This is a genomic window from Kitasatospora sp. NPDC057940, from assembly GCF_042887425.1.
Classification (GTDB): domain Bacteria; phylum Actinomycetota; class Actinomycetes; order Streptomycetales; family Streptomycetaceae; genus Kitasatospora.
The window spans coordinates 220,414-245,315 of record NZ_JBHVPH010000008.1 but is presented as its reverse complement, the minus strand read 5'-3'; the positions used below and the strand labels follow the sequence as shown (position 1 = coordinate 245,315).

Below are 24,902 nucleotides of genomic sequence, written 5' to 3'. Positions count from 1 at the left end.
GGCTGCCCGCCCCGGCCGTCGTCTGAAGCAGCCAGGAAGGGGAAGGGCGGGGCGGCCGGCCGCTCAGCGGTCGTAGTCGACCGTCACCCGGTCGGTGACCGGGCGGGCCTGGCAGGTGAGGACGTAGCCGGCCGCCAGCTCCTTCTCCTCCAGCGCGAAGTTGCGGCGCATCTCGACCTCGCCCTCGGTGACCAGCGCACGGCAGGTGCCGCACACCCCGCCCTTGCAGGCGAACGGCAGGTCGGGGCGGGAGCGCTGGGCGCCGTCCAGGATCGAGCGGTCGCACGGCAGGGAGAGCGTGCTGCCGCGCCCGTCCAGGACGACGGTGACCTCGCTGTGCGGGCCGTCGGCCGCTCCCGCCGCGCCGTCCCGGTCCTCCGGCCGCTCGGACACCGGCTCGTCCTCGGCGTGGAACAGCTCCTGGTGCACGCGCTCGCCCGGCACGCCCAGCCCGGCGAGCAGTTCCTTCGCCCCGGCGACCATCCCGAACGGGCCGCACAGCCACCAGTGCCCGACGCCCCCGACGTCCACCAGCGCCGCCAGCAGCGCCCGCACCCGCTCCGGGTCCAGCCGCCCGCTGAGCAGTTCGGCGTCACGGGTCTCCCGGGACAGCACGTGGACCAGCTGGAAGCGGCCGAGGTAGCGGTCCTTCAGGTCGGCCAGCTCGTCCGCGAACATCACGGTGTCGCTGCGCCGGTTGCCGTACAGCAGGGTGACGGTGGAGCTGCGGTCGGCGGCCAGGACGGACGCGGCGATCGACAGCATCGGGGTGATGCCGGAACCGGCCGCGAGCAGCACGTGCTCGGCCGGAACGCCGAGGTCGGGGGTGAACAGGCCCGACGGCGTCAGCACGTCCACCTCCTCGCCCGGCCCCGCGTCCCGCACCAGCCACCGGGAGAACAGCCCGCCGGGCACCTCCCGGACGGCGATCCGCAGCGGCCCGCCGGCGGGGGCGCAGATCGAGTACGAGCGGCGCTCGTCGACGCCGTCCACCACCTTGCGCAGCGTCAGGGTCTGCCCCGGCCGGAAGGCGAAGTCCGCCGCGAGCCCGTCCGGCACCGCGAAGGTCACCGCCACGGCGTCGTCACAGAGCCGCTCGACCCGCTCGATCCGCAGCCGGTGGAAGGTCGGGCGGCGGGCGGGGCGCACCGTGGACACCGCGGCCTCAGCGGGAGTGTCGGCGTCAGCGTGCGCGGCGGCGTCGGCCCGGGAGGCGGCGTCGGCCGGGGAGGCTGCGTGCGAAGCGGCGGGCATTCAGATCTCCTTGACGCGTTCGAACGGCTCCCGGCAGGCGCGGCAGCGCCAGAGCGCCTTGCAGGCGGTGGAACCGAAGCGGGACAGCTCCTCCGTGTCCGCGCCGCCGCAGCGCGGGCAGGGCACGGGAGCGGCTGCGGAAGCGGCGGCGACGGTGGGAGCGGCGGTGCGGGTGGGACCGAGCGCGAGCGCGACCGGGCCGGCCACGCCGGCGGCGGAGGTCGGACGCGGCGGGGCGATGCCCGCCTCGGCGAGTTTGCGGTGGCCCTCGGCGGTGATCAGATCGGTCGACCACGGCGGATCCAGCCGCAGCCGGACCCGGACGTCCCGGTACCCGGCCGCGCGCAGCCGGCGGTCCACGTCGGCGGCCATCTCGGCCACGGCGGGGCAACCCGAGTAGGTCGGGGTCAGCCAGGCCGTCACCGCGCCGTCGTCCACCGCCACCTCGGCCAGCACCCCCAGGTCGGCCAGGGTCAGCATGGGCAGCTCCGGGTCCGGCACGGCCGCCGCGACCTCCCAGGCCGTCCCGCGCTCCGTCAGCGCCGCGCTCACCACGTCGCCCCCGGGTGCGCGCGGGCCAGCACCTGGAATTCGGCGAGCAGCGGGCCGAGCGCCTCGGTGTGCACGCCGTCCCGGCCGGCCCGGCCGAGCACGGTGGCCAGCGGCTGCACGTCCGGCACGGTCAGCCCGGCCTCGGCGAGGACGGCGCCGAGCGAGCGCAGCACCGGTTCGCGCAGCGCCGCCGGATCGGCGCCCGTCCGCAGCTCCACCGGGTGGGCCGTGAACAGTTCCTCCAGCAGCGGCCAGAGCGCGTCCAGTCCGGCCTGCATCCGCGCCGAGGAGTACGGCGTGCCGTCACCGAGCCGAAGCGTCCAGGCGGTGGCGTACTCGCGGTGGTACGCCAGCTCCTTGACCCCACGGGCGGCGACCGCCGCCAGCACCGGGTCGGGGTGCGCGCTCAGCGCCTCGTACAGGGCGCAGCGCGCGGTGGCGAACAGCAGCAGCCGGGCGATCGAGTGGGCGAAGTCGCCGTTCGGGGCCTCGACCAGCCGGACGTTGCGGAACTCGTGGTCCTCCCGCCAGTACGCCAGGTCGTCCTCGGTGCGGCCGGAGCCGTCCGCCTGGCCGGCCCGGGTGAGCAGCAGCCGGGCCTGGCCGAGCAGGTCGAGGCCCAGGTTGGCGAGCGCGACCTCCTCCTCCAGCTCGGGCGCCCGGGTGCACCACTCGATCAGGCGCTGGGAGAGGATCAGGGCGTCGTCGCCGAGCATCAGGCAGTAGGCGGCGAGGTCCGCGCCGTCCAGCCCGGCGGGCACGGCGGTGTCCACGCCGAGCAGCGGGTCGGCGAAGCCCGTCCCGTACGCCCAGCGGCCCTCGCCCTCGGGGCCGGGAGTGGCTTCGGCGAGGCCGAGGTAGACGTGGTCATCGGCCTCGACGTCGGTGCCGGCCTGCGTGCTGTGGTCCTGCATGGCGGGTCCCCCGTCAGATGTGCGGGACATCCTCGGGGATGTCGTAGAAGGTCGGGTGGCGGTAGACCTTGTCCCCGCTGGGCTCGAAGAACGGGTCGCGCTCGTCCGGGGTGGAGGCGGTGATCGCGTCCGAGCGGACCACCCAGAGGCTGACGCCCTCGTTGCGGCGGGTGTAGAGGTCGCGGGCGGCGAGCAGGGCCATCCGGTCGTCGGCCGCGTGCAGCGAACCGACGTGGACGTGGTTCAGCCCGCGTCGGGGGCGCACGAACACCTCGTACAGCGGCCAGCCGGCCTTGGACTCGGTCACTTTCCGTTCTCCTGTTCCGTGGGCTCGCCCGTAGGGCCAGGCTGCCCGGCTTCGACGGGCGGTTCGGATCCGGTGGGCTGCCCGGGTTCGGCGGACTGCTCGGCGAACTGGTCGGCGAACTGGTCGGCGGACTGTTCGGCGCGGCGCTTGGCCGCGTAGACGACGGCCGCCTCACGGACCCAGGCGCCGTCCTCGTGCGCCGTCCGGCGGCGTTCGACCCGCTGGGCGTTGCACGGGCCCTGGCCGTGGATGACCCTGGTCAGCTCGGACCAGTCCGGCTCGCCGAAGTCCCAGCCGCCGCGTTCCTCGTTCCGGCGCAGCTCGGGATCCGGGAGCGTGACGCCCAGGTGCTCGGCCTGCGGGACGGTCATGTCGACGAAGCGCTGGCGCAGCTCGTCGTTGGTGTGCCGCTTGATCCGCCAGGCCATCGAGCGGGCGGTGTTCGGCGAGTCGGCGTCCGGGGGCCCGAACATCATCAGGGACGGCCACCACCAGCGGTCCACCGCGTCCTGGACCATCCGGCGCTGGGCGTCGGTGCCGCGCATCAGCGTCATCAGCAGCTCGTAGCCCTGACGCTGGTGGAACGACTCCTCCTTGCAGATCCGCACCATCGCGCGGGCGTACGGGCCGTAGCTGCAGCGGCACAGCGGGACCTGGTTGCAGATCGCGGCGCCGTCGACCAGCCAGCCGATCACGCCGACGTCGGCGAAGGTGAGGGTCGGGTAGTTGAAGATCGAGGAGTACTTCTGCCGGCCGGAGATCAGCTTCTCGGTCAGCTCGGCGCGGTCGACACCCAGGGTCTCGGCGGCGGCGTAGAGGTAGAGGCCGTGGCCGGCCTCGTCCTGGGCCTTGGCGAGCAGGATCGCCTTGCGGCGCAGCGAGGGGGCGCGGGTGAGCCAGTTGCCCTCGGGCTGCATGCCGATGATCTCGGAGTGGGCGTGCTGGGCGATCTGGCGGACCAACGTGGCCCGGTAGGCGTCGGGCATCCAGTCCCTGGGCTCGATCCGCTGCTCGGCGGCGACGACCGCCTCGAACCGGTCCTCCTGCGCCTGCGCGGGGACCGGCTCGGCCACCTCTGCTGTCACCACGATCACCTCTCGTGTCCCGCGCCGGCGCCCACGGCGCCAACCGACTGACCGTTCGGTCGGTACCATTCTGCGCAGCGAGGTGGAGGGATGGCAAGGGATGCGGGTGGGGGGCGGGGTTTCGGGGGCGAGCGCCGGGGGCGGGCGAGCGACTGTGGGCGGGCCACAGACAGATAACAGCTAACAGATTTCATTATCTGTTAGCTGTTATCTGTCAGCTGTTACTTGTCATCCGCCTTCTGTTCTCTGCCCCCTGTCCCCTGTCCTCTGCTCTCTGCTCTCTGCTCTCTGTCCCCTGCTCTCTGTACGCCGGCAGCCCCCGGCTGTCGGCGGCCCGCTCAACCCTCCGTACGGTCGCGCAGCCTTGGCAGCGGTACGGCGAGGAGCGCGGCCAGCAGGGCGATCCGGGGTGCCAGCTGGTCGAGCCGGATGTGCTCGTGCCGGGCGTGAGCGCCGGCACCGACCGCGCCGAAGCCGTCCAGCGTCGGCAGCCCGCGCGAGCCCGGCAGATTGGTGTCCCCCGCACCGCCCGCCGGACCGCCGTCCAGCTGCTGCCCAAGCACCGCGGCGAGTGAACGAACGTGCCGCAGCAGCGGGTTGCCGGTGCGCTCGGGCCACGCCGGACGACTGGACAGCACCTCGGTCCGGACCCTGGCCCCCGGGCGCAGCGCGGTGAGCCGAGCCAGGTTGTCGAGCGTACGGCGCTGCGCCTCGACGGTGGAGAATCGCAGGCCGAGCTCGGCCTCGGCCCGGCCCGCGACCACGTTGGCCCGCGAACCCCCGCTGATCCGACCGGCGTTGAGCTCCGTCCCCGGCTGTCCCGCGAGGCCGCGGACGACGACGAGCTGGTCGACGAGTTCGTCGACCGCCGACACCCCGTCCTGGGCGTCGTTGCCCGCGTGGGCCTCACGCCCGGTGACGGTGAGCCGGACCCGGGTGCTGCCGCGCCGGGCCGTCTTCAACCGGCCGTCGGGGTGCGGAGGTTCGAGCCCGAGGACCGCGGCCGCGCCGCGCAACTGGCGCTCGACCAGGCGCCGTCCGTCCGGACTGCCGACCTCCTCGTCGGAGACGACGACCAGCCGGACGGCGCGGTGCGGCCGCTGCCCGAGGTCGGCGAGCAGGGCGAACGCGCCTTCCAGGATGGCGAGTCCACCCTTCATGTCGACGACGCCGGGGCCGCTGAGCAGGCCGTCCTGCTCGGTGACCGGCCAGTCGGCGAGGGTGCCGACCGGCCAGACGGTGTCGTGGTGGCCGACGATCAACAGGTGCGGCAGGGTCTCGTCCTGCCCCTCCCACTCCAGGACCAGGTGGTCGCCGGCCGGCCCGGGCTCGCGTCGCGCGGTGGCACCGGTGGCGCTGAATCCGGCGCTCAACTCCTCGGCGAGAGCGTCGAGTCTGGGCACGTCTCCGCTGGGTGACTCGATCCGGGCCAGGTCCGTGCACCGGCGCCGGACGGCCCCGGCCAGCGTACGGGCGCGAGTACTGAGGGCCTGCGGCAGGCCGGGGAGTGCGGCGGTCGCGGCAGCGGCGGCCGAGGCTGTGACGGTGACCGCGGTCTTGGCATGAGCGGTAGTGGTGACAGTAGCGGTGGCGGTGAGGGCCTCACCGCCGGCAGCGGCCGGGAGGTCGACGGGGGCGCGGTCCGAGGCAGGGGCGGGCGCGGGGGCGGAGTCACCGTCGGGGGCGGCGGCACTCGGCGCGGCGGGCGACCCGACGATCTGGGGACTCAACGTTCGCCTCCGCGGCCGCTGCCGGTATTCAGCGGCCGGACCGGCCGACCACCCCAACCCGGCTGCCAGGACCGGCCGGACCGTGCCGATCGACCGGGATGGTGCCCGGCCCTTCGGAACGGACCGTCTGGCCCAAGTGCGGTGGAACGGCTGGGCGGCGTGCTTGGCATTGCGTCCTCCTCGCTCGATCCGGTGGCCCCGGTCCGCCCGGGGCCCCGTGGACGGCGGCTTCCTGACGGCGGGCGCAACGGGCCGGACCGCCGCAGGGAAGCCGAGATGTGAGCCTAGAAGAACCGTTCGGCTTCCTGCGAGGTGGCCCTGCTCCCAGCGTGCCGGGACCGGGCCCTCAGCCTCGGACACCCGTCGGAGAACAGCGGCGGGCGCGCGGCGCGCGGGCCTGGATCGGCGCGCGGGCGCGGTCGCCGGATCGCGCCCATCTCCACCATGGACCCGCCGCCCGGGTTCGGCAGCGCAAACCGCCAAGGCGCGGGATTTCCACGCCGGATGGGTGACAACGGCTCAGCGCGCGGTACGAATCGGGAGCACGTGACCGGCTCAGGGGGAGCCCGGTCCGACGCCCCGGGAACACTCGCGTGAACACCGGACGACATGACGCCCCACCCATCACCGTGCGCACCACCGGGCGTCGGGCATCGGCAGGACCAGCAACCACACGAGCCTCGATGGCACCCCACCACAGCGCCCCGCACCGCCCGGTGCCGGCTCAGGCACCGTCCCCGACCAGCCCGGCATCGCGCGCGAGCAGCGCGGCCTGGACCCGGTTGCCGACGCCCAACCCGGTCAGGATCCGGCTGACGTGCGCCTTCACGGTGCTCTCGCGCATCCCGAGGACGCCCGCGATCTCCGCGTTGGAGAGCCCGTCGGCGAGTTCGCGCAGCACGTCGGTCTCGCGCGGGGTCAGCCCGGCGACCCGGTTGCGGGCGGCGACCGACCGGGGCGCACCGGTGCGGTGGTAGCGGTCGATCAGTCGCCGCGCGGCCGCCGGGTGCAGCATCCCCTGGCCGCCGGCGACGACGTGGACGGCCCGGGCGATCTCGGCGGGCGGGGTGTCCTTGAGCAGGAAGCCGTCGGCCCCGGCGGCGAGCGCCTGGTACACGTACTCGTCGAGGTCGAAGGTGGTGAGCGCGATCACGCGCGGGGCGTCGGGCAGTTCGCGCAGGCGCCTGGTGGCGGCGATGCCGTCGAGCCTGGGCATCCGGATGTCCATGAGCGCCACGTCGATCCGCTGGCTGCGGGCGAGTTCGACGGCCTGCAGTCCGTCGGTGGCCTCGGCGACCACGGTGAGGGCCGGGTCCTGGGCGAGCAGGTCGACGAGGCCGAGCCGCACCAGCGCGTCGTCGTCGACCACCATCGTGCGGATCATTCGGCGTCCTTCGGCTGCGGGGTCGGGGAGGGGGCAAGGGCCGGGGAAGGCCCGGATCCGGGGTCGCGTCCCGGTCCTGGGCCCGCTCCCGGGAAGGGCCCAGGAACGGGTCCTGGCACGGACCCTGGCACGGACCCTGGCACGGTCTGCGGCGGGCGCTCCGGTGCGGGTAGGCGGGCCGCGAGCCGGAAGCCGCCACCGCCGTCCGGCCCCGCGTCGAGGTGGCCGCCGAGCGCGTCGACCCGTTCGGTGAGCCCCACCAGACCGTACCCGCCGCCGGTGCCCGGCCCGTTCGGCGACACCTCCCCCGGACCGTTGCGGACCTCGACGGTGGTGGCCGGGGCGCCGTAGCGGACCCGGACGGTGACGGGCGCGGCGTGCGCGTACTTGCGGGCGTTGGTCAGCGCCTCCTGGACCAGGCGGTGCACGGCCAGCCGGTGGGTGGTGGGGACGGTCTCCGGGTCGCCGGAGAGGGCCAGTTCGACCTGTTGCCCGGCCGACGTGGCCTCACCGACGAGTTCGGTGAGGTCGCGCAGCGCGGGCGCCGGGACGGGAGTCGGGCCGGGCGCCTGGATGCGCGCCGGGACGCGCGCCGCCCGAGGTGGTGCGGCCGGCACCTCCTCGGCGGCCGGTGCTGTCGGCGGGTCGGCCCGCAGGGCGCCGAGGACGTCGCGCAGATCGTCGAGCGAGTGGGCGGCGGTGGTGCGCAGCAGTTCGAGGCGGTGGGTGAGCCGGTCCGGGTCGGCGGCGACGGTGCCGGCGAGGGCCTGGTCGCGCAGCACCCCGGCGTGCAGCACCAGCAGGCTGAGACGGTGGGCGAGCACGTCGTGCATCTCCCGGGCGATCCGGGCCCGTTCGGCGGCCCGGGCCCGTTCGGCGCGCAACTCGCGCTCCCGGCGCAGCACGTCCACCTGCTCGTGCAGGGTGCGGATCAGCACCCGGCGGCCGTGCAGCCACAGGCCGAAGGACAAGGTCGCCACCTGGACGAGGAGTTGGGATCCGGTGGTGCCCGCCCAGCCGACCAGCGAATCGGCTCGAGTCGCGCTCACCACCGCGATGAGGGCGCCGCCGGCCGCCGCCGGGCCGGTCCGGCCGAGGGAGGCGAGGTAGTAGACGCTGAACAGTCCGGGAAAGGCGCGGTTGAACAGGCCGCCGGTGAGCACCGGCAGGACGGCGGAGGCCATCGGGTAGCGGCGGGCGAACAGCAGGGAGAGCGGGGCGAGGACGGCCGCGATGGTCCGGGGCAGCCGTAACGGCTCGTCGGCGTGGACCCACTGGGAGAGGCCCTCCTCGACGGTGAGCGCGAGGATGCCGAGCAGCAGCAGGGTTTCGCTCCACAGCCGGCGGTCCGGGCCGTACCAGCCCAACAGGCCTGTGCGCATCGGGCCGCTCCCGTCCTCTCGCATCGGGCTCCCTCCGCGCTCGCTCCGTCCGCCCGTCGTCCGTCGCCTGCCTGTCTGCTGGTTCGTCCGTCTGTCTGTCCGTCCGTCCGTCCGTCCGTCCGGCTCGATGCTACGGGCGGGCGGTGGGCGGGTGCCCCCTTCTCCCGGGTACCCGCACCCTCGACTTTCGTCGGGGGTACGCGTCGCTCGTCGGCCGATTCGGGGTGCGGCGGGGCTGCCTAGCGTCGACGGCATGACCACCGAACAGCTCCGCCCGCGCCCCGACTTCCTCGCCCCGCAGCGCAGTTCACGGCCCACCGAGGAGCACCTGCTGTTCCTCGCCGAGGCCCTGCGCACCTTCCACGACACCGGAGCGCTGGCCCCGAGCGGCGAGGACCTGGTGAACGCCCTGGTGGTTCCGGCCACCAGCCGCCCGAATCGGCCGATCTCGGTGCTGGAAGTCGGCGCCGGGACGGGCGTGGTGACTCGCCGGCTGGCCCAAGTACTGCTCCCGGGCGACCGGCTGCACGTCGTCGAGGCGAACCCGCGCTTCGCCGACCGGCTGCGCGAGGACCCGGTGCTGGCCGCACGACGCCCGGGCGTCGCCCTGCGGCTGTCGGCCTGCCGGGTGGAGGAACTGCCCCAGCACCAGACGAACGGGACAGGCGCGACGGACGAGCGGTACGACGTGATCGTGTCGGGCCTGCCGTTCACCAACTTCGAGCCGGCCCAGGTGCGCCACCTCCTCGACCTCTATCTGCGGCTGCTTCTGCCCGGGGGCGAGCTGACGTACTTCGGCTACCTCGGCACGACGACGGCCCGCACCCTGTCCTCGGGGCCCCGGCAGAGCGCCCGCCACCGGGCAGTGGTGCGACTGCTGCGGCGGTTCGAGGCGGCGTACGGGTTGGGCGAGCGCACGGTGTGGCGCAACCTGCCGCCGGCCCGCGCCTATCTGCTGCGGTCACCGGGCGGGCGGGAGAACTGGGGTCCGGCCTCGCCGCCGGAGCCCCCGGCCGGCGAGGCCACGACCGACGTGGCACTCGCGTACGAGAACCGCGGCCGGGCTGCCGATCGGGTCGGCGGGCGACAGGTAACAGGTGACAGCTTTCAGATAACAGAAAACAGATAACAGACGACAGCGAACAGATTTTGAAATCTGTTCGCTGTCGTGCCATAGTGGATTCCGGGTCACCCCACCCATCGCCGCACCCACCCCTGGAGTCCCCGTGGCCACGACCTCCCGCCCCACCCAGCGCACCCTCGGCACCTCCGGACCGGTCACCTCTGCCCTCGGCCTCGGCTGCATGGGCATGTCCGACATGTATGGCCCGGCCGACGAGGCCGAGAGCATCGCCACCATCCACGCCGCGATCGACGCCGGGGTCACCCTGCTCGACACCGGCGACTTCTACGGCATGGGCCACAACGAGCTGCTGATCCACGAGGCCCTGCGCGGCCGCGCCCGCGAGAGCGTGCAGATCAGCGTGAAGTTCGGCGCCCAGCGCGGCCCGGACGGCCAGTGGCTCGGCTACGACGCGAGCCCCGCCGCCACCAAGACCGCCCTCGCCTACACGCTGCGCCGCCTGCGCACCGACCACATCGACGTCTACCGCCCCGCCCGCCTGGACCCGAGCGTCCCGGTCGAGGAGACCGTCAGCGCCATCGCGGACCTGGTGAAGGCCGGCTACGTCCGTCACATCGGCCTGTCGGAGGTCGGCGCCGACACCCTGCGCCGGGCCGCCGCCGTCCACCCGATCAGCGACCTGCAGATCGAGTACTCGCTGATCTCCCGCTCGATCGAGGACGCCATCCTCCCCACCGCCCGCGAGCTCGGCATCGGCGTCACCGCCTACGGCGTGCTCTCGCGCGGCCTGCTCAGCGGCCACTGGGACCAGGGCCGCGCCCTGGCCGGCACCGACTTCCGCGGCCACAGCCCGCGCTTCCAGGGCGACAACCTGGCCCACAACCTCGCGCTCGTCGAGGCGCTGCGCGCGGTGGCCTCCGCGAAGGAGGCGAGCGTCGCCCAGGTCGCCATCGCCTGGGTCGCCTCGCGCGGGGAGGACGTCGTTCCGCTGGTCGGCGCCCGCCGCCGCGACCGCCTCACCGAGGCGCTGGGCGCGCTGGACGTCACGCTCACCGCGGCCGACCTCGCGGCCATCGAGGCGGCCGTCCCCGCCGGCTCCGCAGCGGGCGACCGCTACGCTGCCGCCCAGATGGCACACCTGGACAGCGAGCACTGACCCACCCGAACCGGCCCGACGGCCGGGGACGGCAGCACCACCCTCGACCGCACGACCCTAAGGACGGACCTCCCCGTGACCACGGACACCACACTCACCGCCGAGCAGATCCTGATCGCGGCGGAGGACGTCCTCCGGCGGTTCGGCCCGGCCAAGGCCACCGTCGTGGACGTCGCCCGGATCCTCGGCGTCAGCCACAGCAGCGTCTACCGCCACTTCCCGAGCAAGGCCGCGCTGCGCGAGGCGGTCACCCAGCGCTGGCTCGACCAGGCGCACAACCAGCTCGCCTTCATCTCGACCGAGGCCGGCTCGGCCGTCGAGCGGCTGCACCGCTGGCTGGTGACGCTGTTCGCGGCCAAGCGGAAGAAGGCGCTGGACGACCCGGAGCTGTTCGCCACCTACATGGTGCTGGTCGAGGAGAACAGCGGCATCGTCGAGGCGCACATCGACACCCTGGTCACCCAGATCGCCCAGATCGTCCAGGACGGCATGGAGAGCAAGGAGTTCAAGCTCGCCCACATCCTCTCCACGGCCCGCGCCGTCTTCGACGCCACCGGCCCCTTCCACGACCCGGCGTACGCGTCCTCGTGGTCCGAGCCGACCATCGAGGACCGCTTCGAGGCCCTCTGGAAGCTCATCCTCGGCGGCCTGCTCGCCAAGTGACGCACCTCCGACACCCAGACGCCCCTGACCCGGGTGCCGACGGCCGGGCCCGCCGACACCGGAGCGAAACCCGGTCGCCCGCAGGCCCGGTCGTCCGGCAGACTGCCGCGCACAGTTGATCTCACCTGGAGGATGACATGTGTGCGGCCCGTCCGGCCCTGGACAGTCTGCAAGGGCTGGCCCTCGGCGACGCCTTCGGCGACCGCTGGTTCTCGGCCCCGGTCGACGAGGCGCCCGCTGCGCTGGCCACACGCCAGCTCCGCCCGGCGCCCTGGCACTGGACCGACGACACCGCGATGGCGCTGGTCCTCGTCCGCCACCTGGCCTCCTGGGGCGAGGTCCGGCAGGATGCGCTGGCCGGCGAGTTCGCCGAGGAGTACGCCCGCGAGTACGGGCGCAAGTACGGCCCGTCGATGCACCGGGTGCTGCGTGAGATCGGCGCCGGCGGGGACTGGTACGCCATCACCTCGCGCCAGTTCGAGGGTCAGGGCTCGTACGGGAACGGCGCCGCGATGCGGGTCGCCCCACTGGGCGCCTGGTTCGCGGACGACCTGGACGCCGTCGCCCGGCAGGCCGAACTCCAGGCTCTCACCACGCACTTTCACCCGGAGGCGGTCGCGGGCGCGGTGGCGGTCGCCCTCGCCACGGCACTCGCGGTCCGCAGCCGGGGCCAAACCCCGCCCGGCCGTGCCGAGTTGCTGACGGAGGTGGCCGGACGCCTGCCGGACGGCGAAGTGCGCTCCGGCCTGCGGATCGCCGCCCGGCTGCCCGGGCACACGAGCGTCCGGCAGGCCGCCAACGTGCTCGGCTCCGGGTTCATGATCTCCGCCCCGGACACCGTCCCGTTCGCCCTCTGGTCCGCCGCCGGGCACTTGGACTCACTGCCCGAGGCGATCTGGCACACCCTGGAGGGCTGGGGCGACATGGACACCACCTGCGCGATCGCCGCCGGGGTGGTCGCCGCCCGCACCGGCCTCGCCGAAGTGCCGGCCGCCTGGCTGACCGCCCGCGAGGACCTGCCGGAGTGGGTGCCGGAGGCGTCGACACCAACGCGCTGAGCCGAGCCGGCCGACCGGCCCGTGGGCCTGGTCGGGTGGCTCGGCTCGGCTGTTCGACGCCGGGTCGGCGCTCCGGCCCGGCGTCGGCGTTTCGGCGCAGCTCGGTTCCCGGCGACCGGGCTAGCGTCGGGAGCTGCCGAACACCAGCCGGTAGATGATCAGCAGTACCAGGGCCCCGCCGATCGCCGACACCCAGGTCGCCATGTCGAAGAAGTGCGCCGTCACCGACCTGTGCAGGAAGTGCGAGGCGATCCAACCGCCGACGAAGGAGCCGGCGATACCGATCAGGGTTGTCACGATCAGGCCGCCCGGGTCCTTTCCCGGCAGCAGCAGCTTGGCCAGCGCACCCGCCAGCAGGCCAAGCACGATCCACGCGACGATGCTCATCTGTCCCTCCCGTCCACGGCGCGGCGGCCCCGTTCCGCCGCTCTGCCAGGAAGGACGCCGCCCGCCACCGCCCGGTTCCGGCGCCGCGGAAGTACCGGCCCGAACCGGCCACCCCGGACCGGGCCGCTCCGGGCGAGGCACCCTCCCGGCGGGGCGCCCGAGCCGGGATACTGCGGCCATGCGCATCCTGATCGCCACCGCCGGATCCCGGGGCGACGTGGCCCCGTTCACCGGGCTCGGCGCCCGCCTCCAGGCGGCCGGACATCAGGTGGCCGTCGCAACCCACGCCACCTTCGCCGCCTCGGTGCGGGCCGCAGGGCTGGAGTTCCGCCCGCTGCCGGTCGACCCGCGCGCCGAACTCGCCTCCGCCGAGGGACGGCGCCTGCTCCAGGCCGGCACCGGACCGCGCGCCGTCCTGCAACTGATGCAGCTGGGGCGGAAGTTCATGCCGGAGCTCGCCGACGGCATCGCCGACGCCACGGCACTCGGCACCGACCTGCTGCTCACCACCAGCACCACCAGCCCGCTCGGCCAGGTCGCCGCCGAGGCCGCGGGCATTCCCAGCATCGGCCTACACCTTCAACCCCTCTCCCCCACCAGGGAGTTCGCGCCCGCTGTCACCGGCGCCCGCTCACTCGGCCGCCCGGGCAACCTGCTCGCGGGGCACGCCGTCCAGGTCGCGACCGACCAGCTCTTCGCCCCCGCCGTACGCGGGCTGCGCCGCCGCCTGGGCCTGCCGCCGCTCGGCGCCGCCCGCGCCAGGCGCAAGTACCCCGTCCTGCACGGGTTCTCGCCTGCGGTGGTCCCGCGGCCCGCCGACTGGCACCCGGGACTGGACGTGGCCGGTTACTGGTGGCCGGTACGAAATCCGGGCTGGCACCCCCCGGCCCGGCTGCTCGACTTCCTCGCCGCCGGACCGCCGCCGGTCTTCGTCGGCTTCGGCAGCCTGGTCGTCCCCGAGCCCGGCCGACTCACCGCGACGGTGGTCGCCGCCGTCCGCGCAGCCCGGGTCCGGGCCGTCCTGCAGTCGGGCTGGAGCGACCTCGGCGCCGGCGAGGCGGAGGACGTCCTGACCATCGGCGACGCCCCGCACGACTGGCTGTTCCCCCGCATGGCCGCCGTGATCCACCACGCCGGCGCCGGCACGACCGCCGCCACCCTGCGCTGCGGCACGCCCGCCGTCCCGGTACCGGCGCAGCTCGACGCCCCGTTCTGGTCCGACCGGCTCACCCGCCTCGGCGTCTCCCCCGGACCGGTACCGTTGCACGCCCTCACCGCCGCACGCCTCGCCGCCGCCATCCGCCAGGCCCTCGACGACCCCCGCTACCGCGACCAGGCCCGGGCGGTGGCCGCCACGCTCGCGGCCGAGGACGGTGCGGCGAAGGTACTGGCGGCCGTCGACCGGGCAGCGGCTGGCGGATGACAGCGGGCAGGCGGCCGTGAACAAGCGACAGCGAACAGCAAACAGATAACAGATTTCGAAATCTGTTATCTGTTTGCTGTCATTCGTTCGCTGTCACTTGCCAGCCGCCCGCCGCCGACCGCCAGGACGCCCCCGGCCGGCAGCGCCGTCACCGCCCGCCGACCACACCCGGCCAGGTGAAGATGTACACGTGCGGGTCGGAGATCAGCCTCCAGCCGGGCAGCAGGTTGGTGAAGCCGTCGGACGGCAACTCTCCTACGGCCGGTTCGAGTTCGACCCGGCCACCGGAGTGCTGCCACTGCCCGCCGCCGCTGGCCGCGGCGCCGCCGGCCGTGGGCAACTCACCTCCGCGTGAACGGCGTTACGCCTGGGGTTGGCGGGACAGGTGCGGGATGACGTCGGCCCCGTAGGCGTCGATGGTGGCCTCGACGGCGTCGTGCATGGCGTAGACGGCGAACTGGTCGACGCCGAGGGAGCGGAGGTGCTCCAGGCGGGCGAGTTGGGCCTGCGGCGGGCCGATGAGGCAGAAGCGGTCGACGATCTCGTCCGGCACGAAGGCGGTGTCGGGGTTCCCGGCCCGGCCGTGGTGGCTGTAGTCGTAGCCTTGGCGGCCCTTGATGTAGTCGGTGAGGGCCTCCGGGACGAGCTCGGAGTGCGCGCCGTAGTGGCTGACCAGGTCGGCCACGTGGTTGCCGACCATCCCGCCGAACCAGCGGCACTGCTCCCGGGCGTGGGCGAGCGCGGCGGGCGAGTCGTCGGCGGTCACGTAGGCGGGGGCGGCGACGCAGATGGTGACGGCGTCCGGGTCCCGGCCGGCCTCGGCCGCGGCGGACCGCACGGCCTTGACCATGTACTCGGTGAGGTACGGGTCGGCCAGCTGGAGGATGAACCCGTCGGCCTGGCGACCGGTCAGCGCGAGCGCCTTCGGCCCGTACGCGCCCATCCAGATGGGGAGTCGGGCGCCGGGGCCGACCCACGGCAGGTGCATCTCGGTGCCGTCCACCTCGACCGTCCGCCCCTCGGCCAGCTCCTTGACGGCGTGCATGGACTGGGAGAGCCGGGCGAGGGTGGCGGGGCGGCGTCCGGCGACCCGCATGGCGGAGTCGCCGCGGCCGATGCCGCAGACGGTGCGGTTGCCGTACATGTCGTTGAGCGTGGCGAACAGGGAGGCGGTGACCTCCCAGGTCCGGGTGGAGGGGTTGGTGACCATCGGTCCGACGGTCAACCGCCGTGTCTCGGCGAGGATCCGGCTGTAGATGACGAACGGCTCCTGCCACAGGACGCAGGAGTCGAAGGTCCAGCCGTGGCTGAACCCGGCCTGTTCGGCGCGGATCATCCGGTCGATGAGCAGGCGGGCGGGCGGGTCGGTCTGCAGGACGAGGCCGATGTCCATGGGTGGCTCCGGGGAGGGTGGTTCCGCCGCCCGGGCGGTCGTGCGCACAGGCCCGGGCGGCGGCGCGGGAGAGTGGTCAGGTCAGGTACTGGCAGGTGTCGCGGCGCAGGAACGTGCCGTGGCCGGCCCGGCCGAGCCAGGTTTCGCCGTCCAGCACGACGGTGCCGCGCGAGAGCACGGTGCGGGCGCGGCCGGTGAGTTGGCGGCCCTCGTACACCGAGTAGTCGACGTTCATGTGGTGCGTGGCGGCGGAGACGGTCTGCACGGCGGTGGGGTCGTAGACGACGAGGTCGGCGTCGGCGCCGGGCGCGATGGTGCCCTTGCGCGGGTGCAGTCCGAACATCCGGGCGGGCGTGGTGCAGGCGATCTCGATCCAGCGCCGACGGGTGATGTGCCCGTCCACGACGGCCTGGTGGAGCAGGTCCATCCGGTTCTCGACGCCGGGCAGCCCGTTGGGGATCTTCGAGAAGTCGCCGCGGCCGAGTTCCTTCTGCCCGGTGAAGCAGAACGGGCAGTGGTCGGTGGAGACCACCTGGAGGTCGTTGGCGCGCAGTCCGCGCCAGAGCGCCTCCTGGTGCTCGCGCGGCCGAAGCGGCGTGCTGCACACGTACTTGGCGCCCTCGAAGCCGTCGGCACCGGTCTCGGCGAGGTTGTCGGTGGAGAGGAACAGGTACTGCGGGCAGGTCTCGCCGAAGACGTTGAGCCCGGCGTCGCGGGCCTGGACGAGTTCGGCGAGGGCGGCGGCCGCGGAGACGTGGACGACGTAGAGCGGGCTGCCGGCGACCTGGGCGAGCTTGATGGCCCGGTGGGTGGCCTCGGCCTCCAGGAGTTCGCGGCGGACCTCGCCGTGGTAGCGGGGTGCGGTGTGCCCGGCGGCGAGGGCCTGTTCGACCAGGACGTCGATGGCGATGCCGTTCTCGGCGTGCATCATGATCAGCCCGCCGTTGACCGCGCCGCGCTGCATGGCGCGCAGGATGCGGCCGTCGTCGCTGTAGAAGACGCCGGGGTAGGCCATGAAGAGCTTGAAGGAGGTGGACTCGCCGGAGTCGACGAGGGCGTCCATCTCCTTGAGGACGGCCTCGTTGACGTCGGAGACGATGGCGTGGAAGGCGTAGTCGACGGCGCAGTTGCCGTCGGCCTTGGCGTGCCAGGTGTCCAGGCCCTCGCGCAGCGAGCCGCCGACGGACTGCACGGCGAAGTCGACGATGGTGGTGGTGCCGCCCCAGGCGGCGGCCCGGGTGCCGGTCTCGAAGGTGTCGGAGGCCGAGGTGCCGCCGAAGGGCAGTTCCATGTGGGTGTGGGCGTCGACGCCGCCCGGGATGACGTAGTGGCCGGTGGCGTCGATGACGGTGTCGGCGCTCCAGGCCTCGGCGGCGGAGCTGCCGGTGGTGGCGAGGGCGGCGATGCGTTCGCCCTCGATGAGGACGTCGGCGTGGAGTTCGTCGGCGGCGGTGATGACGAGGCCGCCGCGGACGATGGTGCGCTGGTGCGGGTCGCGGGTGGTCATCGCGCTGCTCCTCAGGCCTCGGCGAGCGGTCCGTAGGCGTCGGGGCGGCGGTCCCGGTAGAACGCCCACTGCTGGCGGACCTGTTCGATCAGGCCGAGGTCGAGGTCGCGGACGACGAGCTCCTCCTCCTTGTCGGAGGCGACATCGCCGACGAACTGGCCGCGCGGGTCGACGAAGTAGGAGGTGCCGTAGAAGTCGTTGTCGCCGTACTCCTCGGTGCCGACGCGGTTGATGGCGGCGACGAAGTACTCGTTGGCGACGGCGGCCGCGGGCTGCTCCAGCTGCCAGAGATAGGCGGAGAGGCCTCGGCTGGTGGCGGAGGGGTTGTAGACGATCTGCGCTCCGGCCAGGCCCAGGGCGCGCCAGCCCTCGGGGAAGTGGCGGTCGTAGCAGATGTAGACGCCGACCTTGCCGACGGCGGTGTCGAAGACGGGCCAGCCGAGGTTGCCGGGCTTGAAGTAGTACTTCTCCCAGAAGCCCTTGACCTGCGGGATGTGGTGCTTGCGGTACTTGCCGAGGTAGCTGCCGTCGGCGTCGATGACGGCGGCGGTGTTGTAGTAGACCCCGGCCTGTTCCTCCTCGTAGACCGGGACGACGATCACCAGGCCGAGTTCACGGGCGAGGTCCTGCATCCGGCGGACGGTGGGGCCGTCGGGGACGGCTTCGGCCCAGCGGTAGTGCTCGGCTTCCTGGACCTGACAGAAGTACGGGGCGTTGAAGACCTCCTGGAAGCCGATGATCTTCGCACCCTGGGCGGCGGCCTCGCGGGCGTACCGCTCGTGAAGGGCGATCATGCTCTCCTGGTCGCCGGTCCAGCGGGTCTGGACGAGCGCGGCACGGACGATCTGCGACATGGATACCTCCGCAACTCCGCTGCCCGGCCATGGGGTCGGGCCTGCGGTCTGAGGGTTGACGGGGCGGGCGGGTCTCGTCTGCGGACCGCCGGGGATCCGCAGGGGTCTACGTGCGTAGAAAGCGGTCTGTAGACCGTAGGCCGGGCCTCGGTGGCCTGACAATACGTTGGCGGTAACGCATCTGGGGCGATCTCGTGACGCGGACACGCGGAGGGTCCTGGATGGGATGAAACGATCATTTACCCCGCGCGTGGGGTCCTTACGCATGCGAGTGCCGTTCGGCCGTTCCGGTCCAGAACGGCTCGACGGCCGGTCGGCCGGGGGTGGAGCGGCGCGGCGCAGCCGGCGGCGGTCGGCCCCATCCGGCTTGACTTCGTCCGGTTGGCTCGGGAAGGATCCGGCGCATGGACACCGGCACCACTCTGGTCTGCCGCCTGCACGTCGATCTGCGACGCCAGGCGAGTTCCATCTGTGCCTGTTGACCTTGACTCTCCCCGCTGCCCCCGCCCTGTGACGTCCGCCAGGGCCCGCGCCGCACACCCGCACCCAGCGTTCTGATTCCCGCCCCGCCCGGCGCACCCGCGCGTGCCGTGCCGCTCCGTCGGCCCGTGCCCTCGCCCGCCGCCGGACCAGGGCGCTCCCCGCCGACGTTCCCGCTGCACCCGAGGACGCCCCCATGAGCCTGAACCTCGCCCCCGACGAACCCGCTGCCGCCCGAGCCCCGGCGGCGGCACCGACCCCGACACCGGCCGGAACAGCCAGGGCCACGGCCACCGTCACCGAGGAGACCCGTGCGCCGCTCACCCCGAGCGCCCTGCGCACCGTCGTCCGCGAACTGGCCGAACAGCCCGACCAGTGGATCCACCTCGTCCGGCTCTCCACCGAGGAGCGCTGGTACCGGCGGCTGGTGGCCGACGACGACCACGAGGTGTGGCTGATCAGCTGGCTGCCCGGCCAGTCCACCGGCTTCCACGACCACGGCGGCTCGCGCGGCGCGTTCACCGTCGCCCTCGGCGAGCTGGAGGAGCTGTCCCTCGGCGGTCCGGAGCAGGGCCTGCTGATCCGCAGGGTCCCGGCCGGCACCGCCCGCGCCTTCGGCCCCGAGTACGTGCACGACGTGCGCAACACCGCGTCCGGCCCGGCCGTGACCCTGCACGCCTACTCGCCCCCGCTGGGCTCGATGGCGCACTACGACCTGCGGGCCGGCGGGCTCGTCCGCACCTCGGAGGAAGGACCGGAGCAATGGTGACCACGATCGACGACCTGGTGGAGCGGGCCCGCGAGGGCGTCCACCGTCCGCGCGCCCGGGAGGCGTACCAGTCTCAGCTGGACGGCGCGCTGCTGGTGGACATCCGTCCGGCGGCGCAGCGGGCGGCGGAGGGGGAGATCCCCGGCTCGCTGATCATCGAGCGCAACGTCCTGGAGTGGCGGCTGGACCCGACGGGCAGTCACCGGATCCCCGAGGCGTCGGGTTACGACGTCGAGGTGATCGTGGTCTGCTCGGAGGGGTACGCCTCCAGTCTGGCGGCGGCCTCGCTGCGCGAGCTGGGGCTGCACCGGGCGACCGATCTGGACGGCGGCTTCGTCGGCTGGGCGGCCTCCGGGCTGCCGACACGCCGGGGCGGCTGAGAGCCTGGAGGGCCGGGGCGCTCGGCGGCTGACGGGCCGATCGTCCGGGGCCCGAGCCCTCGACCCGCCGTCAGGGTGTCCGTGTCCCGCCCCTCTGACCTGCCGGAACGTCGGGCGCCCGGTCGGCCTCGGCCGTCCGGAGGCGGGGTCCGGTCCCCGTGCCGGGTGGTAAGTGAGAGACAGGAGATGATGCAGGTCATAGTCTGATCAGAGTTTCCGCCGGTCCGAAGCTGGGCAGCCACGCGGGCGGAAGAACGCCCGGGCGGTCGATCCGACAGACGCCGTCACGGCAGCGGCCGGTACGGCCCACGCCGTCGCCGCTTGTCGACAAACCGCCATCAACCGTACGACCGAAACAGGCGCCGCCTCCCCGGGGCGCCCTGACGAGGAAACTCCCCGTGATCAGATTCGAGGGCGCCGGCAAGCGCCACCCCGACGGCACCATCGCCGTCGAGGGCCTGGACCTGGACGTCCCGACCGGTCGGATAACCGTCCTGGTCGGACCGTCCGGGTGTGGCAAGACCACCCTGCTGCGCATGGTCAACCGGATGGTCGAGCCGACCTCGGGCCGGGTGCTGCTGGACGACACGGACGTCGCCGAGCTGGAGCCCGCCAAGCTGCGCCGTGGCATCGGCTACGTGATCCAGCAGGCCGGCCTCTTCCCGCACCGCAAGGTGATCGACAACGTCGCCACCGTGCCCTACCTGCTCGGCTGGGACCGCAAGAAGGCCCGCGCCCGGGCCGCCGAACTGCTCGAACTGGTCGGGCTCGCGCCCGAGACCGGCAAGCGGTACCCGTTCCAGCTGTCCGGCGGCCAGCAGCAGCGGGTGGGCGTGGCCCGCGCCCTCGCGGCCGACCCGCCGGTGCTGCTGATGGACGAGCCGTTCAGCGCCGTCGACCCCGTGGTGCGCGCCGGGCTCCAGGAGGAACTGCTGCGGCTCCAGTCCGAGCTGCACAAGACGGTGCTGTTCGTCACCCACGACATCGAGGAGGCCGTCCGGCTCGGCGACCAGGTGGTGGTCCTGCGCGAACACGGCCGGATCGCCCAGCTCGCCGACCCGCACACCCTGCTCACCACCCCCGCGGACGACGGCGTGGCCGCCTTCCTCGGCCGCGACCGGGGCCTGCGCGGCCTCGCCCTGCGCCCCGCGACCACCATCGCCGTCCGCCCGGTGGCCGACGGGCTGCGCTACGGCGGCTGGGAGCTGACACTGGACGACGAGCGCCGCCCGATCGGCTGGATCGACCGCGACGCCGCCACCGCCGAGCTGCACCCGGTCTCCGGCTACCGGCCGGACGCCGACACCCTGCGCACCGCGCTGGACGCCGCCGTCCTCTCCCCGGCCGGGGCCGCCGTGGCCCTGGACGCCGACGGGCGGGCCACCGGCACCGCGAGCCGCGAGGCCGTCCTGGCCGCGCTGTCCGGCCCGGTGGCCACCCCGACGGCCGACGCGGCGGCCGGTGACCTCACGGACGGGGCGGCCGGTGGACGGTGAACCGATCGTCCGGTGGTACTGGATCGGCGACCACCTCGGCTACCTCGGCGACCTGCTCGCCGACCACGCCGTGATCGCCCTCGTTCCGGTGCTCATCGGCCTGCTGCTGGCCGTCCCGCTGGGCCTGGCCTGCACCCGTTTCCCCCGGCTGTACCAACCGCTGTCCGCCGTCTTCAACGTCGTCTACGCGCTGCCCTCGCTGGCCGTGTTCGTGGTGCTCATCCCCTACACCGGCCTCGCCACCCAGGCCACCGTGATGATCCCGCTCACCTTCTACGCGCTCGCCGTGCTGCTGCCGACCACCGTGGACGGCCTGCGCGCCGTCCCGGACCCGGTCCGGCAGGCCGCCACCGCGATGGGGTACGGGCCGTGGCACCGGCTGACCTCCGTCGAGCTGCCCGCCGCCGTGCCGTACCTGATCGCCGGGCTGCGGGTCGCGGCGGTGTCCAGCATCTCGCTGGCCAGCGTCGGCGCGCTGGTCGGGCGCGGCGGGCTCGGCTACCTGTTCATCGACGGCTTCCAGCGCACCTTCCCGACCCCGATCGTGGCCGGCATCGCGCTGATCGCCGTCCTCGCGCTGGCCGTCGACCTGCTGCTGGTGGGCGCCCGCCGGCTGCTCGCGCCCTGGGCCGTCCGGGAGAAGGGAGCCGGTTCGTGAACTGGCTGAACTGGCTGGGCGACTTCTTCTCCGCCCCCGACCACCGCAGCGGCCCGGACTCGATCGTGCACCGGATCACCGAGCACCTGGTGCTCTCCGGCGAGGCCCTGCTGTGCGCGGCGCTGCTCGCCGTGCCGCTCGGGCTGCTGATCGGTTACACCGGGCGCGGCGTCACGCTCGTGACGGCCTTCGCCGGTGCCACCCGCGCCCTGCCGACGCTCGGCCTGGTGACGCTGGCGGTGCTGCTCGGCGGGGTCGGCGACACGGCCGTGCTGATCCCGCTGGTCGCGCTCGCCGCGCCGCCGCTGCTGGTGGCCGCCGTCGAGGGGGTGCGCGGCACCGACCCGGACGTCCGGGACGCGGCGCGCGGAATCGGGCTGACCCACCCGCAGGTGCTGTGGCAGGTCTGCCTGCCGTCCGGGGCGCCGACCCTGCTGGCGGGCTTCCGCACCGCGACCGTCCAGGTGATCGCGACCGCCACCGTGGCCGCGTACGTCGGGCTGGGCGGCCTCGGCCGCTACGTCATCGACGGACTGGCCACCCGCAAGTACGCCGTCACCGTCGGCGGCGCGCTGCTGGTGGTGCTGCTCGCGGTCGGCGCCCAGCTGTTCTTCGCCCTGCTCGCCCGGTACGCGCTCCCGCCCGGGATGCGCGCCCAGCGCCGGGCCCGCTGAACCTCGTTCCCCATCCTCTCCGGAAGGACATCTGTCACCATGTCGACAAACCACGGAAGCAGGCGCGCCGTCGTCCTCGGCACGCTCGCCGCGCTCGCCCTCGGCGCCACCGCCTGCGGCTCCTCCGGCGGCGGCGACCCGCTCGGCGGCGGCTCCACGGCGGGCTCCCCCGCCGCCTCGGGCGCCGGCGCCGGCTCGACGGTGGTCGTCGGCTCGGCGAACTTCCCGGAGAACGTGCTGCTCGGCTCGATCTACTCGCAGGCCCTCAAGGCCAAGGGCGTCAAGGTCGAGGAGAAGTTCAACATCGGCAGCCGCGAGGTGCTCTACGGGCAGCTCCAGAGCGGCAGCCTGAGCGTCCTGCCCGAGTACAACGGCTCGCTGCTCGCCTACCTGGACGCCAAGTCCACCGCCGCCACCACCGAGGAGGTGAACGCGGCGCTGGCCAAGACGCTGCCCGCCGCGCTGGGGATCCTCGACTCCTCCCCCGCCGAGGACAAGGACTCGCTCAGCGTCACCCAGGAGAACGCCGACAAGTACGGCCTCAAGAGCATCGCCGACCTGGCCGCCAAGGCGGGCGAGTTCACGATAGGCGGTCCGCCGGAGTTCAAGTCCCGCCGCGAGCAGCAGCTCAAGGACGTCTACGGGCTGAACTTCAAGGAGTGGAAGCCCACCGGCGACGCCACCGCGAACGCGCTCAAGGACGGCACCATCCAGGTCGGCAACGTGTTCACCACCGACCCCAAGATCGTCCAGCTGAAGCTCGTCCCGCTGACCGACCCGAAGAACCTCTTCGGCGCGCAGAACGTCACCCCGCTGGTCAACAAGGCGAGCGTGAACCCCACCGCGACGGCGGCCCTCAACGCGGTGTCGGCCAAGCTCGACACGGCTGGGCTGACGGCGCTGATGAAGCGCGTCGCGATCGACAAGGACGACCCGTCGGCGGTGGCCAAGGACTGGCTGAAGGCCAACGGCCTCGGCTGACCACGCCTCGGCGGGCGCCTTGCGCGCCTTACGCGCCTTACGGGCGCGGCGAGTCGGCGGCCCGGGAGGTCCCCCCTCCCGGGCCGTCCGCGCTCGCGGGAGGATCTTCCCTTCGGCGCCGCGGACATGACAGTGTGACGCCATGCGCACTCGTCTCCTCGCCGCCACCCTCACGGCATTCGCCGCGGTGAGCCTCGCTGCCTGCTCCAGCTCCGGACCGGGCCCCCACCCGGCCACCGCCGCGGCCGGCTCCCCCACCACCCCGGCCGCCGCCTCGACCCCTGCCCCCGGCACCGCCTCGACGCCGCCGGCGCCCGAGTCGCCCTCGGCCTCCGCGCCCGACCCGGCCACCTCCCCCTCGGCGCCCGCGGACCCCTCGGCGCCCGCGGCCGACAGCCCCTCGGCCGCCGCCCCGGACTCCGGCTCCCCCGGCGCCCCCGCCCCGGCCAAGCCCACGCCCCCCAGCGACGCCGGCCTGCCCGGAAAGCCGGGCGCCGACCTGACCGGCAAGCTGGTCGCCGCGCTGGACGCGATCGACCCGGCAATCGTCGGCGGCAAGCCGGACCAGGCCGTGGACCGGGCCCGCAACCAGTGCCAGGCGCTGTTCCAGTTCCCCAAGGACAAGTCGAAGCTGGTCGAGCTGGCCAACCAGCGCTTCACCTCCCCCGAGCACCCGCAGGGCTTCGGACCGGACACCGCCGCGAAGATCAACGACGCGCTGCGGACCACCCTCTGCCCGCCGCCGGCGTGACCCGGAGCACCCACCCGAACCGCCCGGTGTCCTGAGCACCGGGCCGCCGTGGCCGCGCCCCCGCCGACGGGCGCGCGGCCACGGCACCTTCATTCTTCGGCGGATCCGCCCTTCGGCGCATCCACCCTTCGGCGGCGCGGCCACCCCGCCCCACCGGCCGCCTCCGCCCCACCAGCCGCCTCCGCCGCACCGCCCACCTCCACAGCCCCGGCCGCACCGCGCACACCCGGCCGATCGGACGGCCCTTCGGCCACGGGGGCTGTGTGTTGACGAACTGTTAGGTCTCTTGACAGACCAGTGGTCTAGTCCAACCATAAGCATGTCGATCCGACCGGGATGCACTGTGGGGGTGTGACCACCGGCGGCTGAGGCACTGCCCTGCCCTGCCCTGACCCGCACCACCCCCGCTCCGTACGGCGTGCGCACACGCGTACCCGCCACCCGCCTCCGCGCGAGTCGGTGGGCTTCCGCGCGCCCGCACATCCGGACACTTAGCAGTCCCGCACGTCCGCACACCCACACGTCCGCACGTCCGGGCCCGCGCAGCCGACCCCACACGGCTGTCGCGCCCCGATCATGC

At 73.7% G+C, this 24,902-nt stretch carries 26 protein-coding genes; 13 read left to right on the top strand and 13 right to left on the bottom strand.

Translation table 11 applies throughout. From position 1 onward, the window contains the following. Positions 1-63: 63 nt before the first annotated feature. From paaE to ACFVTF_RS16070, 8 genes are all read right to left on the bottom strand, one after another. The gene (gene paaE / locus ACFVTF_RS16105; protein WP_387814022.1) at positions 64-1,254 is read right to left on the bottom strand and encodes a 1,2-phenylacetyl-CoA epoxidase subunit PaaE; all 1,191 of its coding nucleotides are present in this window, start codon (positions 1,252-1,254) and stop codon (positions 64-66) included. Further along, positions 1,255-1,809, bottom strand: coding sequence for a 1,2-phenylacetyl-CoA epoxidase subunit PaaD (gene paaD / locus ACFVTF_RS16100; RefSeq protein ID WP_387814020.1), 555 nt, complete (start codon positions 1,807-1,809; stop codon positions 1,255-1,257). It lies immediately after the preceding gene. Continuing rightward, entirely contained in the window at positions 1,803-2,720 is a 918-nt protein-coding gene (gene paaC, locus ACFVTF_RS16095) for a 1,2-phenylacetyl-CoA epoxidase subunit PaaC (RefSeq protein ID WP_387814018.1), read from the bottom strand. The genes paaD and paaC overlap by 7 nt, the downstream gene beginning before the upstream one ends. A gap of 13 nt (positions 2,721-2,733) precedes the next feature. Then, complete coding sequence (gene paaB, locus ACFVTF_RS16090; protein WP_030056311.1) at positions 2,734-3,027, bottom strand: 1,2-phenylacetyl-CoA epoxidase subunit PaaB; 294 nt, start codon at positions 3,025-3,027, stop codon at positions 2,734-2,736. Further along, complete coding sequence (gene paaA, locus ACFVTF_RS16085) at positions 3,024-4,181, bottom strand: 1,2-phenylacetyl-CoA epoxidase subunit PaaA (RefSeq protein ID WP_387814016.1); 1,158 nt, start codon at positions 4,179-4,181, stop codon at positions 3,024-3,026. The genes paaB and paaA overlap by 4 nt, the downstream gene beginning before the upstream one ends. Before the next feature lie 269 nt (positions 4,182-4,450). Further along, positions 4,451-5,842, bottom strand: a complete 1,392-nt coding sequence (locus ACFVTF_RS16080; protein WP_387814014.1) for a M20/M25/M40 family metallo-hydrolase — start codon at positions 5,840-5,842, stop codon at positions 4,451-4,453. Positions 5,843-6,566: 724 nt separating this feature from the next. Further along, a complete protein-coding gene (locus ACFVTF_RS16075; protein ID WP_371520401.1) occupies positions 6,567-7,226 on the bottom strand; it encodes a response regulator in 660 nt (219 codons plus the stop codon). After that, a complete protein-coding gene (locus ACFVTF_RS16070; RefSeq protein ID WP_387814012.1) occupies positions 7,223-8,608 on the bottom strand; it encodes a sensor histidine kinase in 1,386 nt (461 codons plus the stop codon). The genes ACFVTF_RS16075 and ACFVTF_RS16070 overlap by 4 nt, the downstream gene beginning before the upstream one ends. Before the next feature lie 253 nt (positions 8,609-8,861). Here ACFVTF_RS16070 and ACFVTF_RS16065 point away from each other — a divergent pair, with 253 nt between their 5' ends. The 4 genes from ACFVTF_RS16065 (at position 8,862) to ACFVTF_RS16050 (ending at position 12,569) form a co-directional block, all read left to right on the top strand. Next, positions 8,862-9,737: a class I SAM-dependent methyltransferase gene (locus ACFVTF_RS16065; RefSeq protein ID WP_387814010.1), complete on the top strand. Its 876-nt coding sequence runs from the start codon at positions 8,862-8,864 to the stop codon at positions 9,735-9,737. Positions 9,738-9,834: 97 nt separating this feature from the next. Next, on the top strand, positions 9,835-10,848 hold the full coding sequence (locus ACFVTF_RS16060; protein WP_387814008.1) for an aldo/keto reductase: 1,014 nt from the start codon (positions 9,835-9,837) through the stop codon (positions 10,846-10,848). A gap of 75 nt (positions 10,849-10,923) precedes the next feature. After that, entirely contained in the window at positions 10,924-11,511 is a 588-nt protein-coding gene (locus ACFVTF_RS16055; RefSeq protein WP_371520390.1) for a TetR family transcriptional regulator, read from the top strand. Between the two features lie 137 nt (positions 11,512-11,648). Continuing rightward, positions 11,649-12,569 (top strand): ADP-ribosylglycohydrolase family protein, encoded by a 921-nt coding sequence (locus ACFVTF_RS16050; RefSeq protein WP_387814006.1) that lies wholly within the window; start codon positions 11,649-11,651, stop codon positions 12,567-12,569. A gap of 120 nt (positions 12,570-12,689) precedes the next feature. Here the strand turns inward: ACFVTF_RS16050 and ACFVTF_RS16045 are convergent, their stop codons facing one another. Continuing rightward, positions 12,690-12,956, bottom strand: coding sequence for a GlsB/YeaQ/YmgE family stress response membrane protein (locus ACFVTF_RS16045; RefSeq protein WP_350875097.1), 267 nt, complete (start codon positions 12,954-12,956; stop codon positions 12,690-12,692). 178 nt (positions 12,957-13,134) lie between these two features. Here ACFVTF_RS16045 and ACFVTF_RS16040 point away from each other — a divergent pair, with 178 nt between their 5' ends. After that, positions 13,135-14,379 carry a glycosyltransferase gene (locus tag ACFVTF_RS16040; protein WP_387814004.1) on the top strand — a complete coding sequence of 415 codons (1,245 nt, stop codon included), beginning with the start codon at positions 13,135-13,137 and terminating at the stop codon, positions 14,377-14,379. 148 nt (positions 14,380-14,527) lie between these two features. Here the strand turns inward: ACFVTF_RS16040 and ACFVTF_RS16035 are convergent, their stop codons facing one another. The 4 genes from ACFVTF_RS16035 to ACFVTF_RS16020 form a co-directional block, all read right to left on the bottom strand. Then, on the bottom strand, positions 14,528-14,719 hold the full coding sequence (locus tag ACFVTF_RS16035) for a hypothetical protein (RefSeq protein ID WP_387814002.1): 192 nt from the start codon (positions 14,717-14,719) through the stop codon (positions 14,528-14,530). Positions 14,720-14,740: 21 nt separating this feature from the next. Further along, on the bottom strand, positions 14,741-15,772 hold the full coding sequence (locus ACFVTF_RS16030) for a TIGR03842 family LLM class F420-dependent oxidoreductase (protein ID WP_387814000.1): 1,032 nt from the start codon (positions 15,770-15,772) through the stop codon (positions 14,741-14,743). Between the two features lie 76 nt (positions 15,773-15,848). Next, positions 15,849-17,279 (bottom strand): dihydropyrimidinase, encoded by a 1,431-nt coding sequence (gene hydA, locus ACFVTF_RS16025; RefSeq protein ID WP_387813998.1) that lies wholly within the window; start codon positions 17,277-17,279, stop codon positions 15,849-15,851. 11 nt (positions 17,280-17,290) lie between these two features. Then, positions 17,291-18,133, bottom strand: a complete 843-nt coding sequence (locus tag ACFVTF_RS16020; protein WP_063349907.1) for a nitrilase-related carbon-nitrogen hydrolase — start codon at positions 18,131-18,133, stop codon at positions 17,291-17,293. 404 nt (positions 18,134-18,537) lie between these two features. Here ACFVTF_RS16020 and ACFVTF_RS16015 point away from each other — a divergent pair, with 404 nt between their 5' ends. The 8 genes from ACFVTF_RS16015 (at position 18,538) to ACFVTF_RS15980 (ending at position 24,322) form a co-directional block, all read left to right on the top strand. Continuing rightward, positions 18,538-18,615, top strand: a complete 78-nt coding sequence (locus ACFVTF_RS16015) for a putative leader peptide (RefSeq protein WP_106981192.1) — start codon at positions 18,538-18,540, stop codon at positions 18,613-18,615. Between the two features lie 194 nt (positions 18,616-18,809). Beyond that, complete coding sequence (locus tag ACFVTF_RS16010; RefSeq protein WP_387813996.1) at positions 18,810-19,382, top strand: cysteine dioxygenase; 573 nt, start codon at positions 18,810-18,812, stop codon at positions 19,380-19,382. Then, a complete protein-coding gene (locus ACFVTF_RS16005) occupies positions 19,376-19,762 on the top strand; it encodes a rhodanese-like domain-containing protein (protein WP_063349906.1) in 387 nt (128 codons plus the stop codon). The genes ACFVTF_RS16010 and ACFVTF_RS16005 overlap by 7 nt, the downstream gene beginning before the upstream one ends. 398 nt (positions 19,763-20,160) lie before the next feature. Continuing rightward, positions 20,161-21,258 (top strand): ABC transporter ATP-binding protein, encoded by a 1,098-nt coding sequence (locus ACFVTF_RS16000; RefSeq protein WP_387813994.1) that lies wholly within the window; start codon positions 20,161-20,163, stop codon positions 21,256-21,258. Then, complete coding sequence (locus tag ACFVTF_RS15995; protein WP_371520369.1) at positions 21,248-21,916, top strand: ABC transporter permease; 669 nt, start codon at positions 21,248-21,250, stop codon at positions 21,914-21,916. The genes ACFVTF_RS16000 and ACFVTF_RS15995 overlap by 11 nt, the downstream gene beginning before the upstream one ends. Further along, positions 21,913-22,590 (top strand): ABC transporter permease, encoded by a 678-nt coding sequence (locus ACFVTF_RS15990; protein WP_363616562.1) that lies wholly within the window; start codon positions 21,913-21,915, stop codon positions 22,588-22,590. Before ACFVTF_RS15995 ends, ACFVTF_RS15990 begins: the two co-directional genes overlap by 4 nt. 39 nt (positions 22,591-22,629) lie before the next feature. Further along, positions 22,630-23,571: an ABC transporter substrate-binding protein gene (locus tag ACFVTF_RS15985; protein WP_371520364.1), complete on the top strand. Its 942-nt coding sequence runs from the start codon at positions 22,630-22,632 to the stop codon at positions 23,569-23,571. Between the two features lie 142 nt (positions 23,572-23,713). Continuing rightward, the gene (locus tag ACFVTF_RS15980; RefSeq protein ID WP_387813991.1) at positions 23,714-24,322 is read left to right on the top strand and encodes a hypothetical protein; all 609 of its coding nucleotides are present in this window, start codon (positions 23,714-23,716) and stop codon (positions 24,320-24,322) included. Positions 24,323-24,902: the final 580 nt, after the last annotated feature.